The organism is Longimonas sp. (assembly GCF_040409695.1).
In the GTDB taxonomy this organism is placed as follows: Bacteria; Bacteroidota; Rhodothermia; order Rhodothermales; family Salinibacteraceae; genus Longimonas.
This window is the reverse complement of the sequence record NZ_JARWGJ010000121.1, coordinates 1-17,652: the sequence shown is the minus strand read 5'-3', so window position 1 is coordinate 17,652 and position 17,652 is coordinate 1. Positions and strand designations below refer to the sequence as shown.

Below are 17,652 nucleotides of genomic sequence, written 5' to 3'. Positions count from 1 at the left end.
TGCCTACGGCCTCCGATCTATTTTCCACCATGCTATGGGAATGACTATAGGAGCAGCGATGCTAAGCATCAAAATCCACGCTATCTTGCTTGTTAAAGTGTGCTCTGTCGTCTGAATCACCCGTACGATATAATAAATGTACAGTCCTACGCTAAAAATTAGCCCGACTCCACCAACGAAAAGTCCCCAATCGGGCCCAGCATACAGTTGAGGTGAAATATCGCCTGCGGATGTTAGCGCATTCAGAAAAGCGGGATGTTGGTAAAGAAAAACCACTCCTCCGATCACACTCAGTAGCGGAATAAACGCGCACACGCCAAGTAGCCTGTTGCCAAGCAACGAAGTCATGATATACTGAACTGTTTACACAAAACGTGTGATGTAAAGCGATGTCGCACGGAATGGACACTGAATGCTACGGGGCCTCATGTACCCGCGCCCGAAACGGACTATACAAAACAGCCGCGAGTGCGGCCTCGATGACCCCTGCAGGCACAGCATACGCCGGCACGAAGAGGAAGGCGAGCGCCGTCGTTGAAGACCCCCGTTCATCGTTGTAGTACGGTGCTTGTGCTCCCCACGCCACCACCAGAATCATCGCCAGAATACCGATGAGCCCTCCCACGAATACCGGCGCACTATAGTCGCTGAATCTGGTTCGCTCAAGAAACATGAGAAGAAGGCCGAGCAGGACGTAGGGCACGAGCCGAAACGCCGTAAAAAAAGAGATATCCAATCAGATTAAAATGCGCGAACGCATCTGAAAAGCCGGATCCAATCGAGTGTCCCCCCACATGCACAGCCAGTGCCCACTGCACCACATTTTCGTTGATGAGGAGCGCTGTCAATAAAAGAACAGTCCAATACGGGTATTTCGGTATTGGCTCCATTTTGACAAGACGACAAGGCACAGGCGTGAATAGCCTTAACCTACAAACACAGCAGTTGATAAGCTACAGTGTGACCGCGTTAAACGCTACGTTGAATGCGTAGTCCAATTTTCGCCGCATTGCCGCTCGCTCTCGCCTGCAAAAAACCAACATACCAAGCTATAAGGGTGAGACCCTACATAAGCGTGGAGAACGCAAGTCCGATAACGATCGCGGCAACCAAAAGAGCGAACAGCAGAATATATCCCCACGAGGTTGCGCCCCACAGCCCGTCCGTGGAAAACACAAGATTCTTGGACTGCTCCTCTCTGTTTTCTTCACGCTCAGCTCTCGCACGGTCGGTGTTCGGTTCAGGGAGCATGTCTGCATCTTCCAGAACCTTGTGGGCGCTCTGGGCGCTGCCGCTTAGCACCACCAGTTTAACCCCGTTTGCAAGTTGCAACTCGGGATGAGCTCCGCCGGCATCATCAGCAGTAATAAACGCACGGATGTTTTCGCCCTCAAGACGCGCCCGTGCTACTCCAGCGTCTCAACGTGATGAATAGACAGCAACGATAGTCGTCTCTTCCGCAGATTTGTTATCAGTCATGACGTGGAGATTCGATTAGTAGGGGCCTGGAAGCATGTGCACATAACCTACTTTCTTGTGCATACCATCTGCACATGCGCATATAAGGTACCGCCTGAAGCCCGTAGGTACAAGCACATCATTTTGCGATCTGTAAACGGGTCTTGGTTGAGTCAGACTTTCAGAAAACGGCAATGGCTCAGGAATGGAGAAGCACAATCACAGGCCAAAGCTTTTTTACAGCAGTCGGAGAATCCCATTCTTGCTTATCTTGATAGAGAAACTTGGTGGTGTTCTGACTATCCTGTGCTCCCGAGTCCGCTGCTTATCGCGTTCAGAACGAGCAGCATGTCTGGCAGCATCGCTTTGGCTTCGTCGGTCTTGCCCTGCTCCTTCAGCGCCCGCCAGGTTTTAACCTGATCGATCTGTAGCTGATGCAGGGGCGCCAGGCGCTTCGATCGTAGATCGATCATTTCGTACACGCGCGGTCGGCGCTCTCTAAGGTCGTGGCCATATAGCGCCTCCAGCATCTGCCGGGTGGTATGGTACTCATCCACAATCTCGCTCAGGTAGTAATCCGCGATCTCCTGATCATCAACCAAATGGGCCCACTGCTCCATGATGTCTGTGTCGACAAGGGCGAGGGCCGACGACGCGTTGGTGATCACGTAGCGAAACGGCATGTAGTTGATCGCATTCTCGCTGAGCGTCTCGAAGTCTGCCGGACGCTCGTTCTGCAGCGTCTTGAGCGCACTGCCTACGCCGTACCAGCCGGTCAGAAGGTAGCGGCTCTGGCTCCAGCTAAACACCCATGGGATGGCCCTAAGGTCGTCGAAGGTGCGCTGGCCGGTACGCCGCGCCGGACGCGACCCGATGCGGCTCTTCTCAATGATGTCTATGGGCGTGGCTTGTGCAAAGAAGCGCACAAAATCGTCCGATTTCACGAGGTCCTGGTAGCTTTTCAGGCTGTACGCGTACAGCCGGTCGACAATCTGTGCGAGGTCGTCACGGCTGGTTGTTAAGTTGGGCGCGAGCGTGTTGTCCGAAGACTCAGCCACAACATTGGTTTTATCGAACACACCGAGGGTGAGTCCGGTGGTGCCGGCCTGCAGGAGCTCCAGATTGTAGAGCGCTGTAACGGGGTTGGCGTACTTATTTGCGATTACCTCGCCCTGCTCGGTCAGCCGCATGTTGCCATGCATGCTCTCGGGCGGCAGGCCTGCGATGAATCGATGCGTAGGACCCGCGCCCCGGCTGATGGTGCCCCCGCGCCCGTGAAAGAACTGCAGGGGGATGTCGTGTTTTTCCGCGACATCGTTTAGGGTGCGCTGCGCCTTATTCAGGCTCCACAAGCTGGCCAGAATGCCTCCATCTTTGTTACTGTCGCTGTATCCCACCATGATCTGTTGCGACCGGCGACCGTCGTGCTCCTCCTTCTGGTATTTGAGGCTTCGCTTGGTGATGGGATGGCTCAGAAACGCGTCCAGAATCTCAGGGCCTCGTTCCAGGTCGTCGATCGTCTCCAGCAGAGGCACCACTGGAAGCACACAGACCATCTCACCATTGTGCTTCTTGAGCAGCCCGGCTTCGCGGCAGAGCAGATAGACGACGAGCAGGTCAGAGAGGCTCCGGGTCATGCTTACGATCAGTGAGCCGAGGCCCGCGCTCCCGTATCGCTCGATATGCCGGTAGAGCACCCGGTAGCAGGACAGCACCGCATCGGCCTCTTCGCCAACGTCCTGCGTGGGACGCACGAACGGACGCGTCGTCTGGAGCTCCTCGTTGAGAAAACGAAGCCGCTGCTCTTCCGACCAGTCCGCAAAGTGGGCTCCATCTTCGATCCCCGCCTCGACGAGCAGTTGCGCCACTGCGGCATCATGAAAGCTGCTGTTCTGCCGGATGTCGAGCGCGGCCAGGTGAAACCCGAATGCTTCTACGTTGCGCGCCACGGGCTCAACATCACGCTCGCTGATGAGCGCCGCGTCGATCTCGCTGAGCGACTGCGTGAACAGGTCGAGGTCCTCGAGCACAGCCTCGGCCGATTGGTAGTGGTGCGTAGGACTGGGCTCGCGAATCGGCTCTCCGTTATCGTTCAGGGGCAGCCGCTGCTGCATCAGGTTGAGATACTGCCGCCAGGGCTCACTCGGATTTCTGTTGAGGGCCGATGCCGAATCTGCTGTGCGCTCGGCAAGCTGGTCGATACGCTCACGGAAACGTTCAGGCACGTTGACCTCAAGGGACGACACGCTCACCTTCTGTGCCAGGTCGTTCAGGCCCGCCTTGAGCTGTTGAAGCGCATGTTTCCGGAGCTCAAGAAGCGTCGCCTCGGTGACCTCGTCTGTCACGAAGGGATGTCCGTCGCGGTCGCTGCCCACCCAGTTGCCGAACCGTACCTGTGGGAGCTGCTCTCGGCTGTCGATCAGCCCCGGGTCGAAGCCGGTCTCTTCCCAGGCGGTGCGGAGACGCTGGTCAAGCATCGGCAGCACCTGAGGAAAGACGTTGACCAGGTAGTGGAGCACGTTGCGAAGCTCATCTCCAATCGACGGCTTCTCCAGAAACACCTGTCCGGTCAGCCAGAGCCGTTGCATCGCCGCCAGGATATCCTCCCTGATCTGCTCGGCTTCTTTTTCTGACCACATCTGATTCTCTCGCTTGACCATCAGCAGGTAGATCTCCCGCAGCTGGTCGATCACAGTCGAGCGCTTTGATTCAGTCGGATGGGCGGTGAATACAGGCTCGACGCGCATTTCGGGGAGCCGCTCGGCAATCTCCTCGCCCGTAAACCCACTGGACTGCAGGTCGTTGAGCGTGCGTCCCCAGAGGCCTGAGATACGGGTTAGCCCGTGCTCATCCTCCAGCTTGCGGCGGAGTTGCACGGCAGCATTCTCTTCTACAATCGTCATGAGCTGGAAGCTCAGCGTAAAGGCCTTGCTGAGCTTCTCCGGGTTGTCGAGGGATTGCGGAGGTCCTTCACCAGCAAAGAGGGCGGCAATCTCATCCTCGCCCGACGCATGGAGCATCTCTACAAAACAGTCCTGGAGATACGCAAAGTCCTTCCGTATTTTAGGAAGCTGGATGCTGTCGTCTGTCGTGCTAAAGTACATGACGGGTCGTGTAGAGGTAGGCGCTAAAGGATGCGGAGCCGGCGGGGTGGTTTTTTTGACTGTTCTTCCTTGCATGAAGGTAGCGCGAGCAGCGCGCACTGTCAAGGCAGTACATAGATTGCCTTTATATGATCGGCTGGCGGATGCAGGCACAGGCGGGTAGCGATCAGAACGTCCGTTCTTCCCTTTACTATGTCACGAACCGTGTCACTCACTATGTGACCCAGCCCAAACACACGTCGTTTTTTGTCACTACGAGGAGGGAACAGAGTAATGGATAGAGCGATCTGCGGAATCCATTAAAGTGCTCTGCCTCAAGCAGAACCACACAAGATTCGCCTACTCGCCCCAGCAGCTCGTGTACACCGTTGGCTCCGCCGCCATGTACCCGGCTCGCACGGCGTCGATGCGTTCGGGCGATGCGGCTTTCCAGGCGGTGGCGCGAGCGGTGCTCTGGCGTGTGGTGCTGTAGGGATCCGGAGCGTTCCGGCTGGAATCAGCGCTGTGCGACTGGATGGCTGCGGTCACTGCGTCATCCCACCGCAATCCTACCCACTCGCACAGCTCCTGCACCGTAGCTACCGGATCGATGCAGAGCGTTTCGTACTGCACTGCCGTATAAGCATCTTCTGGGCAGGCCTGCTTCACGGCACGGTGCGCAAGCCCCTGCACAGCGCCGATCTGTCCCCAGAACGAGGTGGGCACGGAGCTGGGATTTAGCGGACTATCTGCCAGGCGACCGGGATGCACGTACTCGCGCAGCGTCTGGCTCGTCCATCCACGGCGGTGCATGCTCAAAGCTACCGCCACCGGATGGCGCATGAGATGAATGACAGTGGGAGCGTAACGCATGCGCATCCACCCGACCGCAAACGGGTTGACTTCTTTGATGAGCACGCGGCGCTTGTGGCGACGACGCAGCGCCCAGTCGCCCGGGTCGCGCACGGTGGCATACGAGAATGCCGGGCATCCTGCAAAGGCGCGGTCGGCATACTGGCGGTAGTAGCGGGGCGCCCGTTGGACTCCGGCATCGCTGACGGCATGCACTGCCTCGGGGTGCCAGCGGCGGCGCGCTTGCGTGATGGGCTCGCGCAGGTAGCAGGCGTTGTCGGCATACGCCAGCAGGCGCCCCAGCCAGCTCGATCCGCTCCGCGGAAATGCCACGACCAAGATGGGCGGAGATTGCATGGGAAGGCGGCGGGCCAGCAGATCGCTAATCCGCCCCAGGTTCGCCCACCAGACCGGCGAGACGCGGTGCACGAGGCGTTGGACCCGACGGCGCAGGGAAGATAGTGAGGACATCATGGGATGAAGAGAGTAGGGATTGCGCCATGCTCGCGGGTGCAGCTCATAAAAAACGCCCTGTCCGGTAGCGAACAGGGCGTTTGTCGTGCGGGAGGGGGTGTAGTGTGTATTTACGCCGGTTCGCCTGCAGAGGCTTCTTCGAGGGCGACGCCCTTGAGCCCCATCGCTTCGTACGTGGCGCCTTTAAATGCGTCGAGGGTGGACTGCACCTCGTCCATGATCGCCTGTGGGCCTTTCGCATAGTCGAGATCGAGGCTCACATGACCAGCAATGTGCGGCAAGATCTCCCAGCTGGGTTTGCAGTTGATGCGATGCGACTCGTTGTGCCAGCGGTCGAACGGGGTGCCGTGTTCATCTTCGCGACTGGTGCCCATCTCCATCATGAGCGTGCGGTTCACACCCTGAATGGCCTTCGCCGGACGCACACGCTGAGCACGTCCGTCTTGGTTTACGTAGGTGCCTACTGTTTCTACAACCATGGCCGCGGGCAACGCTACATTGGCAGCAGGCAGCGTCTCGTTGGTCGTGTTGTAGTAGTGCAGAATTACGTCTACCTCTTCAAGGTCGCTAAGCTCGCACAGCTCCGACGCGATCGGGTCGTCTTCGAGCACGTAGAGCACATCGATTTCGCCGTTTTGGATGCGCGTGCGCAGCAGTTCCATGTCGGCCTCGCGGATGCCAAGGCGCTCACAGCCTTGCGCATTGGGCGTCTTGTCGTCGGTGATGAGCCAGTCGTCGCCCGCCCCGGGTTCGATGTGCGGCAGGTAGACCGGCGCATCGGCCCCGAGATGCTCGGCCAACTGGGTCAGCAGGTAGTTGTCTTCGACCGTCGCATAGGCTGACCCGAGGAACTGGATGCGGTCGCCGTCTGCAGAGCCCAGCAGCGCAGCAGCCTTCGCATAGGCTTGCGTCCAGCTGGCGCTGGTAAGCTCGCCGTTACGGCGCACCTGCGGGCCTTCGGGGCGGTCGTCGTTGAAGCGATCGTAGACGATGCGATCTTCATCAGGCAGCCAGTACTCGTTTACCTCCATGTTCTGGCGCGGCGTGATGCGGAGCACCTTGTTGTCGCGCACCCAGTATTCGCAGTTTGCGCCGGTGGCGTTGGTGGTTATGATCGAAGGCGACGAACTCATCTCCCAGATACGCGCCTTGAAGCGGAAGTCGGTCGCGGTGAGCGCACCTACCGGGCACAGGTCGATGGTATTCATCGAGTAGGCATCGTCGAACTCTTCGCCCGGCGCCGTAATCGGGTAGTTCTTTACCCCCCGCTGATTGATCGTGAGCTGTCCGCTCTCGGAGATTTCGTCTGTGAAGCGCGTGCATCGTGTGCAGTTGATGCAGCGCTCCGCATCCAACGTAACACGAGGGCCCAGTTTGACGCGTTTGGGTTTGTGCACCTTGCGAAACTCGAAGCGCGACCCTTCAGGGCCGTACTTGTACGCCTGAATCTGCAGCGGGCAGTGCCCCGCCTGGTCGCAGATGGGACAGTCAAGTGGGTGATTGATGAGCAAGAACTCCAGCGTGTCTTTCTGCGCCTCACGCACGGCATCCGACGTACGGTGCGTCTTTACAACCATGCCGTCTTGCAGGCCAATGGTGCAGCTGGTCTGCATCCCGGGCATGAACTGGATATTCGGGTTTCCCTCTTCGTCGGTGACCAGCTCGCCGGTGCCCCGATCACGTTCGGGCGTACCCACTTTGACCAGGCACTGCCGGCAGTTGGCCGGAATCGACATAGCAGGGTGATAACAGAAGTGCGGCAGCTCTACGCCCTTATCGAGGCAGAACTGAAGCAGCTTGTCGTGATGGTTTTCGTCGTACTCGTAGACGTGGCCATCAATTTCAACAGTAGGCATAGCCGGTGACGGGAAGCTGGGTCAACAAAAGCAACGGGAGCAAGGCGGCTTACGTGTCCATGTCAAACACGTAAACGCCGCTTGCCACTATGTGATAATCGGGTACTGGCAGGAAATTGCTGGCGGGCGAATCGGTTTCGCGTGCCGGGCCATGGACAGCCTCGTTCTCCATGCGGCCAAGTACGCCCTGCACTACAGCCCATCCGTGCGTCTCGGTTGGCACCGTAAATACGTAGGCGTCTTGTTCTGTGCGCGCCACATCAACACGAAGCGGAGACGCGGTGCCGTTGTCAAGCGCAAGCCAGCATCCTTTGTTCTGGCAGACTTGCGTGATACGGCCTTCCACTACGATCGTTTGGCCATCAAGCGCATCCAGCTGCTGGATCATGTCAACAGTGCTCATAGGCGCGTTCAGGTCAACCGGCGTACCAAAATGCTGGCCGGTTGCCGCCGACTCTGTGTCTGAGGCGCAGCCGGCGATCGCGGTGCAAAAAAGGAGAGCCGCCAGCAGGGGGCCCATCAGGCGAAACGTGTGCATTGGTTAACTCGCAAGGGGGGATGGGGGCAGCGGAAAAAACAGTGCATAGGGTACAGCCGGACAGCTTTTGCTGCCTCATGTTGGCCTCGTGTATCTTTGTCTATGCTCGCTTAGGCTGTGGCCGAGGCTCCGGATGAGAGCTCAGCGCCTGTAGGATGCATGGAAGGCTTGCACTTCGCTTCAAAGTCTTCGCGGAAGCGGTTGACCGTGTTTCGGACTGGCCAGGCTGCTGCATCAGCAAACGCACAGATCGTGCGGCCTTCCATCTGGTCGCAGAGGTCGAGCAAAAGGTCGAGGTCGCGCATGTTGCCTTCGCCCTCGTCGATACGTGTGACAATGGCCTCAAGCCAGCCGGTGCCTTCACGGCACGGGGTGCACTGTCCACAGCTTTCGTGCTGGTAAAAGTGCGTTACACGGCGCAGGTACGACACCATGTCGGTATCTTCGTCGAGTACAAGCATACCGCCAGTGCCAAGCATCGAACCGGCCTCCTGCAGGCTCTCTGAGTCCATCGTGACGCCTTCGAGGCTGTCCCCACGAAGCGGCGGCACAGACGACCCGCCGGGCACGACCGCTTTTACGCCCTTCCCGTTGATTACGCCCTGGGCCACCTCATCAATCAGGTCGGTAATGAGCATCCCTGTAGGATACTCGTACACGCCCGGGCGGTTTACGTGGCCGCTGATGCCGTAGAGCACAGGACCGGGGTGTGCCTCGGCGCCTGTGTTCGCAAACCATTCACCGCCCTTCTCGATGATGAGCGGTGCGTGGGCAAGCGTTTCAACATTGTTGATCGTCGTAGGACTGGCCCACAGCCCTTTCTGTGCAGGAAACGGCGGCTTGTAGCGCGGGTAGCCTCGCTTGCCTTCGAGGCTCTCCATCAGGCTGGTCTCTTCGCCGCAGATGTAGGCGCCTGCCCCCTTGTGGATCACGATGTCCATCGAGAAGTCGGTGCCCATAATGTTGTCGCCCACGTATCCCTTATCGTAGGCGTTCTGCAGCTGCTCCTCCATGAGACGGATCCAGTGCTCATATTCACCACGCACATACACGTAGCACGCATCGAGCTGCATGGCGTACCCCGCGATCAGGATGCCCTCGAACATGAGGTGCGGGTTGTACTCCATGATCTGCCGGTCTTTGAACGTACCCGGCTCGCTCTCGTCGGCGTTGCAGGCGAGGTAGCGAGGCCGGTCGTCGGGCTCCGGCATGAAGCTCCACTTCAGTCCGGTCGGAAAGCCGGCCCCGCCGCGCCCGCGAAGGTTCGACGCCTTCACCTCATTGGTGACCGACTCGGGGGTCCAGTCGTCGTTCTCAAGTACGTCGCGCAGCCGGTTATACCCGTTGGCCTTGCTCTCGTAGACCTCCAGCTTGTGCAGATCGCGGATAGGGGGCAGCAGGACGCGCTCGTAGTTGCGCCAGTCGCCCGCTTTGGTCGCTCCGGTATTCAGTTCCATAACAGTTCGGGGATTGGGCTGCGTGCAGCAAGAGCCGCTGCAGCTACGTGGTTGAGAAACAGATGTAAACAGGTATGTCAGGTGGAGGGCCGTGCTGGCCATCCGGGAAGAAGGCTACGCTGTGACGCATGCAGGTGCTGTAACGGCTGAGGGCACAGGTTATTCCTCAGCGGCAAGGGGCGTGTCGTGTGCAGTGTCGTAGGCCGTATCGCCAGCCTGCATCCATGTGCGCAGCAGCGTGAGGGCACGGTTGCGCTGATGCCAGAGCGTCCAGAAGTAGACAGCCCCGGCCCCTTGTATGGCTGCAAAGGCCGAACCGGCGCCGAGCACGCCCAGCGCCTGCAGTTCGGTCACCGATCCGCTCCCCGACAGGTATTGGTGCATGAGCACAGCGGGAAGTAGCACCGCCATAAGCGCCATCACGCCACTAAGGCTAAGCAGCCAGGTTTTCTGCCGCCGCCACTCCTGCTGCATTGCATCGATGGCGCGTATCCCCTGCTTCTGAACCGTCGCTTGTTCGCGTCGGGTCAGCGCCTCAAAGAGTGGGTCGGGAGCATTCATATCAGGTAGCGCTGCAGTGCACTATCGCAAGCGAAAAACTACTTGACGGTTTCAGAGCGCGGGGGCGTCTGGTATGTTTCAGTCGCCTCCGCATCGGAGCGCCGGTTTCCGCCCATTTCGTCTTCGTCCTGCGGGAGCGTCACCGAAACAAACGGAGGCATCTTGCCTTCTTTGAGGTCTTCAAGCAGCGCGTCCACCTTTTCCTCTGTGAGGTTGTGGACATACGGGCCGTTGGTGACCTGCATCATGGGGGCTGAGCCACAGCATCCGAGGCATTCGACCTCTTCGACGGTAAAGAGCCCGTCGTCGGTCGTTTCGCCTTTATGGATGCCAAGTTTTTCTTCCAGGTAGTGCAGAATATCGTATCCGCCCATCATCTGGCAGGAGAAGCATGTGCATACGTCGAGCACGAATTTTCCTTTCTCCTCCTTGTAGTACTGGGTGTAGAAGGTTGCCACGCCATAGGCCCGGGCGTAATCCATGTCGAGCGTATCGGCGCACAGCTCGATCGCCTCGGGCGGCAGATAGCCATATTTTTCCTGCGCCATCCACAGCACGTCCATGATGGCCGACTTCGGATCGGGGTACTTGGCCTTGCGTGTTTCGATGCGCTCCTGCTCGTCTTCGGTCCAGACCAGCTCCTCATCAGGAATCTGCTGTTCAGGCTGCTGGTCGGGCAGCTTAACGATGGGACGTTGGATGTCGAATTGAGACATAAAGGCAGAGGGATGCGGTGGGTATCAGCAGGTAACGTAAAGGGGGCGCAGATTTGATTACTTGTCGGCTTCGCCCATCACCGGGTCCATCGACCCGATGATCACGACCGTGTCAGCCACCAGCGAGCCTTCCATAATGTACTCCATGCCCTGCAGGTTTGTGAACGAGGGCGCGTTGACGCGCATGCGTGCCGGGCGGCCGGTACCGTCGGAGGTGAGGTAGAAGCCGAGTTCGCCTTTGGGGCTCTCAATGGCATGGTAGGCATGGGCTCCTTTGGGAGCGACCGTACCAACATCGGTATACATGAAGTCGTGAATCATGCCCTCCATCGAGTAATAGACCTCCTCCTTGGAAGGGTAGGCTTGCTTGGCATCGTCAGAGCGAATGGGCCCCTCAGGCATGCGTTCGAGGCACTGCTCAATGATGCGAATGCTCTCGCGCATCTCTTCCATGCGCAGGAAGTAGCGCGCCAGGCAGTCTCCTTCTTCGCGCACAGGTACGTTGAAGTCCACCTCGTCATACTTGAGGTATGGCTCAAAGCGGCGGATGTCGTACTTCACGCCTGAGCCACGCAAGTTAGGCCCCGTCATGCCGAGTTCGAGCGCCTCTTCCCGGGTGATGCGCCCCACGTCCTTGTTGCGGTCAATCCAGATGCGGTTGCGGTTCAGGAAGTCTTCCCAGCGTGAGAGCTCAGCGTCGAAGCTCTCGGTGAATGCACGAATGCGCCGGATCGCTTCAGGCGAAATGTCGCTGGCCAGCCCGCCGATGCGGCTATGGCTGACGGTGAAGCGCGCCCCGGCGACCTCGTCAAAGATCGAGTAGATATCTTCGCGCTGCTGGAACGTCCATAGAAACCCTGAGACGGCGCCGGCATCCATAAGCCCTACCCCGAGCCACAGGCAATGCGAGGAGATGCGGGCCAGCTCGCACATAATCATGCGGATCCACTGCGCCCGCTCGGGGACGTCGATGCTGGCCAGCTTCTCAACAGCCAGGCACCAGGCTACGTTGTTCGAGTAGGGCGAGAGGTAGTCCATGCGGTCGGTGTACGGCATGAACTCCTGATACGTCTTGTGCTCCGCGAGCTTCTCAATGCCACGGTGCAGGTAGCCAATGTCGAGCACAGCCTTCTCGATGGTCTCGCCGTCGAGCTTCACCACGCAGCGCAGCACGCCGTGCGTGGCCGGGTGCTGCGGACCAATATTAAGGATCATCTCGTGCTCCAGCGGATCTTTAGCAATCTCCGCTGCCGGAAGACTGTCTCCCGAGGCGCCATCGCCTGCTGCCTGCGCGGCAGCAGCGCGTTTCTCTTCGATCCATGCATGCTTGCTTTCAAGCCGCTCGTAGATCTTTTCGTTGTGCTTGGGCCAGAAACGAAACTTGTCGCCAAAATCAAGACCGGGGAAGGACGGTGCGTCAGCCATAGGAGAGCAACAGGTAAATCGGAGAATGCAGGCAACGAGTGCCTGGCGAGTAGCGTTGGGTGTGCCCGCGTACATTCAGAAACGGGCAAGAGCGATCACAGGGGTAAACTGCCGGGTGCAGCTGGCGTCTCGCTCAGAGCATCAGTCATTATCTTCTACGGGGGGCTCTTCGTAGCTTTTCACAGGTTTAGAGCCGTGCGCCGCAGCAAACGGATCCATCGTCAGTTCGCCATCGGGAGCCTGTGGCGGAAGGGGAAGCGACCCGGGCACGCCCAGCTGCGGAAATTCCTTGCGCAGCGGATAGTATTCAAAGTCTTCAGGCATGTACATGCGTCGCAGGTCGGGATGCCCGTCGAAGATCAGCCCCAGCATGTCATAGGCTTCGCGCTCATTCCAATTGGCCGAGCGGTAGACCGACGTCACCGTAGGCACGTGCAGATCGTCCTCATCAACTCGGATCTTTACCCGGAGGCGCTTCTGCGCCTCCATGTTCACGACGTTGTAGAACACTTCAAAGCGATCCTCCTGCGTGAACCGGTCGATGCCGCCCAGATCTGCCAGGTAGGCGAAGCCCTGCTCCTCACGCAGGAATCGACAGACATCGGCAATCCGGCTTTTCGGCACGTATACCGTGTCCTCGTTCGCATACGTCTCAACCGGCCCGATTGCGTCTTCACCGAACGCGTCGACCAGTGCGTTAAGCGTGTCGGGGCAGTGGGTGGTCGCTTTTGCATGGGGGTTCTCCTCACTCCCCGAGATAGCCGCATCGGCCGGGGTGTAGTGGAAGTTTAGCACCTCAGGGTCGGGCGACGATGTGGAATCGTTATCAGGCATAAAGCGCGCAGCGGCAATAGCGGAAGACAATCAGGACGAAAGAGCAGTCAGGGCGAGAGCCAGATGGTATGGTACCCAACTACGCCGCAGGGGGCGCGGCTGGCGTCGGGATCGAAGGCGTTTTCGGCTTCTCAAGCTGACCAGGATACTGAATGGTGTTCTCGGGGATCAGCGGGGCGTTCTTGTACGGATTCCCCGACGTGTAGTCTTGCGTAATGGTGTACTCGTTGCGCACCTTTTCCTGGATGTCCATGAGCGCGTGCAGCACGGACTCAGGACGCGGCGGGCACCCGGGAATGTACACGTCTACAGGCAAGAAGTTATCACAGCCCTGCACGACGCCGTAGCAGCGGTGCATGCCGCCGGTGGAGGCGCAGGCGCCCATCGCGATACACCATTTCGGATCCGCCATCTGGTCCCACACGCGGCGGATAGCGTGGCTCATCTTATAGGACACCCAGCCGGCCACGATCATCAGGTCGGCCTGGCGCGGCGAGAAGCGCATGGCTTCGCTGCCGAAGCGCGCTGCATCATACTTGGGACCGGCAAAGGCCATCATCTCGATTGCGCAGCAGGCCAGCCCCATGGGCATGGGCATGAGCGAGTTAGAACGCGCCCAGTTGACTACAGCGTCGACGCGGGTCGTGAAGAAGTTTTCACCACCACTAAAGGGGGAGGAACCAGCCATTGTAATACGTTGAGTCTGTGAAAAGAGAGCACGTCCCGAAGCGCATGCTTGGTGGCGCTATGGCCCGACTAACACACAAAATGTAATGATGAAGCTCCAGCCCCTGTTTCAGTACAGGCGCTCGCGCAGCCAAAATTATTGCAAGGAGCGCACAATGTTGAGCGCTTTTCTAACACGTACTGGCTTCATGCGCCCAGTAGCTACGCCAGCGGGAGCGCATTTCACGTAGTAGCGACTGCTGCGCCTGCCGACTGACGCCCCCTCGCCCAGAATAGCACGCCCTGCATCTCGATTATGCAGCGGCCAGACAAGCAGGTCGTTGATCGATTACGACCTGTGGCGCTCGCACTTTTCTGCACCGTGCACCGAAACGACCAGGGTATCAGCCACAAGCGCTCAGTCGAAGTCGAGCCCACCCTTCTTGATATCGTATACCAGTCCGAGCGTAAGGATCGCTACAAAGAGGCCGACCACGCTGAGTACGCCGACGGTGGCCACAATGCCTGCATCAATGAACTGGTGAAAGCTTACAGCCCACGGATACATGAACACCACCTCAATGTCGAACACGATGAAGATCATCGCAACGAGATAGAACTTCACCGAATACCGTTCGCGGGCCGACCCAATGGGGTCCATCCCACTTTCATACGGCGTACGCTTCATCTGGCTGGGGCGGCTTGGCCCCAGCAGGTACGCAGCCGCCAACAGCGTAAGGGAGAGCCCCAACGCGATGAGCACAATCACAAAAAGTGGTATGAAGTCGGCAAACATGTAAACGCAGGTCGGTAAAGGCGGAATGCCAAAAGGAATTGTAGCATGTTCACGCTACCAAAGCAGGGAGTCGGATGCAATGCACTCCCGCACCTGCATTCCGAAAAGCCGGTAAAGAAGGTGCATACACGAGCATTTTCCAATGGCACCTCGCGTTGCGGCTCCCCGTAAGAAGGATGTATGCGCTCGGCCCTCATCTAAGCAGAAGTTTTAAAGTTTGCCCATGACAACCACAACTCAACTCCACATTGACAACGCTGAACAGATGGAGGCGCTCGACGATGCCTCTGTCGATCTCGTTGTCACGTCGCCCCCGTATCCCATGATTGAGATGTGGGACGACCTGTTTGCTTCATGGGCCCCTGAAAGTCAGAAGGCGCTAAAGGACGGCAGGCCTGATGCTGCATTCGATATCATGCACCAAGCAATGCATAGCGTATGGGAGGAGTGCGCTCGTGTGCTTAAAGTGGGCGGTATCTGCTGTATCAACATCGGCGACGCCACTCGTACAACAGGTGGCACGTTTCGCCTCTACCCGAATCATGCTCGTATTATAGAGGACGTAACTGCGCTCGGACTGCATCAGTTGCCGGGCATCTTGTGGCGAAAGTCAACCAATAAGCCCAACAAGTTTATGGGATCCGGCATGATCCCTCCCAACGCATACGTGACACTCGAACACGAACACATTCTTATCTTTCGGAAGCAAGATAAGCGCACGGTGTCCCAAAATCGGCGTAACGATCGATACGAAAGTGCTTATTTCTGGGAGGAGCGCAACCGCTGGTTCTCTGATCTTTGGACTGATGTACGTGGCACCACACAGGCACTGTCCAGCAAGCACAGTGACCTGCGTGCTCGTTCGGCTGCTTTTCCATTAGAGGTGCCGCTGCGTCTCATCAACATGTACTCTGTTGCTGGCGACACGGTGCTCGATCCGTTCTGGGGAACAGGCACCACCTCGCTTGCTGCTGCCATGCTGCGTCGCAATTCGGTTGGCTACGAACTGGAGGCCGGGTTCACCACTGTGTTTGATGAGGCGGTTCGCACGCTTCCACAACGCTCCCGTCAGTACAATGCCCACCGCATTGAGCGGCATCGGCAGTTCCTCCGAGAGCGTGACGACTCATGCAAGCACACGAACCGGTTTTATGAGTTTGGTGTCGTTACTAAGCAAGAGAAAGACATCGTTCTGTATGATATCGACACTTTACAGACGCCGGCGACGAATCGCTACAAATTTGCTTACCAACCACATGGCGTACAGACAGAGCTTTTTGTAGCCTGATGCCTCGTGACCCGCTATTTACAGAAATGCACTTTCGTCGTACTCAATATGAATATACTTTCTTGTCTTCTTGTAGAAGATGAGTACAGCGTCAATCTCTTCATTTTGAACCGAGGTCTTACTTTTATAGCTCTCTGGTTTGATTGACACCGCTACTCCATTAAGGTACCCATCAACTCCTTTCGCCTCTTCTTCGGGAGTAGATAACGACCATGATATATCTTTCTCATCCGACAGATACTCAAGGATCGCGCGCTGTATGAGTAACCCCTCTGCAGTCTTAACCAGAATGAGATCTTTTAGCCACGCCTCGATCATCTCCTCATCAATCTTTTTGATGGCCCGGCGGAGCTTTTCAATATGCGATTTAACTTTTTCCTTTGCCGTTTGAATTGCATCTGGATGCCGGCGCACGTACCATTCCTTCCACTCAGCAAACGTACGTGCGTCTGTCTCCTCGACCAAATCAGACATCTGGCCAACCACTTTCGGGCGCGTAGCCTGGCTGTTCTGATTCGCCAGATTTAGGAGCTGTGTTGTGTATTTAGGAAAGTCATATTGATCTAAGTCGGAAGCATCATACAACTCATCTGCGCTCAGCCGGTCGTGGGCCATCATGGAGGTTCTTTTTTGCGAGATACATTGACTTTACAGTGTGTTACCTTATTGACATGCCGTGCAGAGGTTTTTTGTCTATAAGCAGGAATAAAGCCTCTGCAATTATCTCACACACTTCCTCCTACACGGAACTACACGCTGCGCTGCAAGCTATGGCCACTGGGAACCACGCGCTGTCTTTTTACTGATATCCCAGCCAATCATGGAAACGCTTTCCTTTCGCAACGACGATGAGATGCCGATCGTTGGACTCGGCACTTGGAAGTCGGCCCCCAACGAGGTGTACAACGCCGTTAAGGTTGCCCTCAACGCAGGGTACCGCCATATCGACTGCGCCCCCATCTACGGCAACGAGGCCGAAGTAGGCCGCGCGCTCACCGAGTCGTTTAACGACGGCCCCCTCGAACGAAACGACGTCTGGGTCACCTCTAAGCTCTGGAACGACGCCCACGCTCCCGAAGACGTACGGCCGGCCCTTGAGCGGACGCTGAACGACCTGCAGCTCGACGCGATCGATCTCTATCTCATCCACTGGCCCGTTGCGCACAAACCCGGCGTGACTATGCCCGATTCGCCCGATGGACTCGTTGGCCTCGACGACATGCCCCTCGCTGACACCTGGGCCGCCATGGAGGAACTTGTCGACGACGGCCTCGCACGGCACATCGGCGTGTCGAACTTCAACATACCAAAACTCAAGGGGCTTATGGGGGATGCGGAGCGCTATGCCCCCGAGATGAATCAGATTGAGCTCCACCCCTACCTGCAGCAGCCCGAGATGCTCGACTTCGCAGCTGAGCATGGCATCCACCTCACCGCGTATTCTCCGCTTGGCTCGCTCGACCGCCCCGATTCCATGAAGTCTGATAACGAGCCGATTCTGCTGGAGGATGAGACGATCGGTGCGATCGCCGAAAAGCACGGCGCAACACCCGCACAGGTGCTCATCAGCTGGGCGGTTCACCGGGGCACGGCTGTCATTCCGAAATCGGTACATGCCGGTCGCATCAAGGAGAATCTGGCCGCTGTT

General features: G+C 57.8%; 16 protein-coding genes. 2 read left to right on the top strand and 14 right to left on the bottom strand.

Annotation, left to right across the window (positions count from 1 at the left end; all coding sequences use genetic code 11):
- Positions 1-415 precede the first annotated feature (415 nt).
- From PPP56_RS07735 to PPP56_RS07675, 13 genes are all read right to left on the bottom strand, one after another.
- Positions 416-736, bottom strand: coding sequence for a hypothetical protein (locus PPP56_RS07735; protein WP_353563467.1), 321 nt, complete (start codon positions 734-736; stop codon positions 416-418).
- Between the two features lie 329 nt (positions 737-1,065).
- Entirely contained in the window at positions 1,066-1,332 is a 267-nt protein-coding gene (locus PPP56_RS07730; protein WP_353563466.1) for a hypothetical protein, read from the bottom strand.
- A gap of 425 nt (positions 1,333-1,757) precedes the next feature.
- Positions 1,758-4,562 (bottom strand): phosphoenolpyruvate carboxylase, encoded by a 2,805-nt coding sequence (locus tag PPP56_RS07725; protein WP_353563465.1) that lies wholly within the window; start codon positions 4,560-4,562, stop codon positions 1,758-1,760.
- 339 nt (positions 4,563-4,901) lie between these two features.
- Entirely contained in the window at positions 4,902-5,867 is a 966-nt protein-coding gene (locus PPP56_RS07720; protein WP_353563464.1) for a sulfotransferase, read from the bottom strand.
- Positions 5,868-5,977: 110 nt separating this feature from the next.
- Entirely contained in the window at positions 5,978-7,723 is a 1,746-nt protein-coding gene (locus tag PPP56_RS07715; protein ID WP_353563463.1) for an NADH-quinone oxidoreductase subunit G, read from the bottom strand.
- A 49-nt stretch (positions 7,724-7,772) separates the two neighbouring features.
- Entirely contained in the window at positions 7,773-8,126 is a 354-nt protein-coding gene (locus PPP56_RS07710; protein WP_353563462.1) for a DUF4920 domain-containing protein, read from the bottom strand.
- 245 nt (positions 8,127-8,371) lie between these two features.
- Entirely contained in the window at positions 8,372-9,718 is a 1,347-nt protein-coding gene (gene nuoF, locus PPP56_RS07705; RefSeq protein WP_353563461.1) for an NADH-quinone oxidoreductase subunit NuoF, read from the bottom strand.
- Between the two features lie 159 nt (positions 9,719-9,877).
- Positions 9,878-10,279, bottom strand: coding sequence for a hypothetical protein (locus PPP56_RS07700; protein WP_353563460.1), 402 nt, complete (start codon positions 10,277-10,279; stop codon positions 9,878-9,880).
- A gap of 38 nt (positions 10,280-10,317) precedes the next feature.
- Positions 10,318-10,995 (bottom strand): NADH-quinone oxidoreductase subunit NuoE family protein, encoded by a 678-nt coding sequence (locus tag PPP56_RS07695; protein ID WP_353563459.1) that lies wholly within the window; start codon positions 10,993-10,995, stop codon positions 10,318-10,320.
- Between the two features lie 57 nt (positions 10,996-11,052).
- On the bottom strand, positions 11,053-12,420 hold the full coding sequence (gene nuoD, locus PPP56_RS07690; RefSeq protein WP_353563458.1) for an NADH dehydrogenase (quinone) subunit D: 1,368 nt from the start codon (positions 12,418-12,420) through the stop codon (positions 11,053-11,055).
- 141 nt (positions 12,421-12,561) lie between these two features.
- Positions 12,562-13,254 (bottom strand): NADH-quinone oxidoreductase subunit C, encoded by a 693-nt coding sequence (locus PPP56_RS07685; RefSeq protein WP_353563457.1) that lies wholly within the window; start codon positions 13,252-13,254, stop codon positions 12,562-12,564.
- Positions 13,255-13,333: 79 nt separating this feature from the next.
- Complete coding sequence (locus PPP56_RS07680) at positions 13,334-13,942, bottom strand: NADH-quinone oxidoreductase subunit B (protein WP_353563456.1); 609 nt, start codon at positions 13,940-13,942, stop codon at positions 13,334-13,336.
- Positions 13,943-14,338: 396 nt separating this feature from the next.
- The gene (locus tag PPP56_RS07675) at positions 14,339-14,716 is read right to left on the bottom strand and encodes an NADH-quinone oxidoreductase subunit A (RefSeq protein WP_353563455.1); all 378 of its coding nucleotides are present in this window, start codon (positions 14,714-14,716) and stop codon (positions 14,339-14,341) included.
- 223 nt (positions 14,717-14,939) lie between these two features.
- On the opposite strand from PPP56_RS07675, the gene PPP56_RS07670 reads away from it, so the two are divergent.
- Positions 14,940-16,004: a DNA-methyltransferase gene (locus PPP56_RS07670; protein WP_353563454.1), complete on the top strand. Its 1,065-nt coding sequence runs from the start codon at positions 14,940-14,942 to the stop codon at positions 16,002-16,004.
- 18 nt (positions 16,005-16,022) lie between these two features.
- Here PPP56_RS07670 and PPP56_RS07665 read toward each other — a convergent pair whose 3' ends face one another.
- Positions 16,023-16,622: an MjaI family restriction endonuclease gene (locus PPP56_RS07665; protein WP_353563453.1), complete on the bottom strand. Its 600-nt coding sequence runs from the start codon at positions 16,620-16,622 to the stop codon at positions 16,023-16,025.
- Positions 16,623-16,824: 202 nt separating this feature from the next.
- Here PPP56_RS07665 and PPP56_RS07660 point away from each other — a divergent pair.
- A partial coding sequence (locus PPP56_RS07660) for an aldo/keto reductase (RefSeq protein WP_353563452.1) occupies positions 16,825-17,652 on the top strand: 828 nt, incomplete at its 3' end.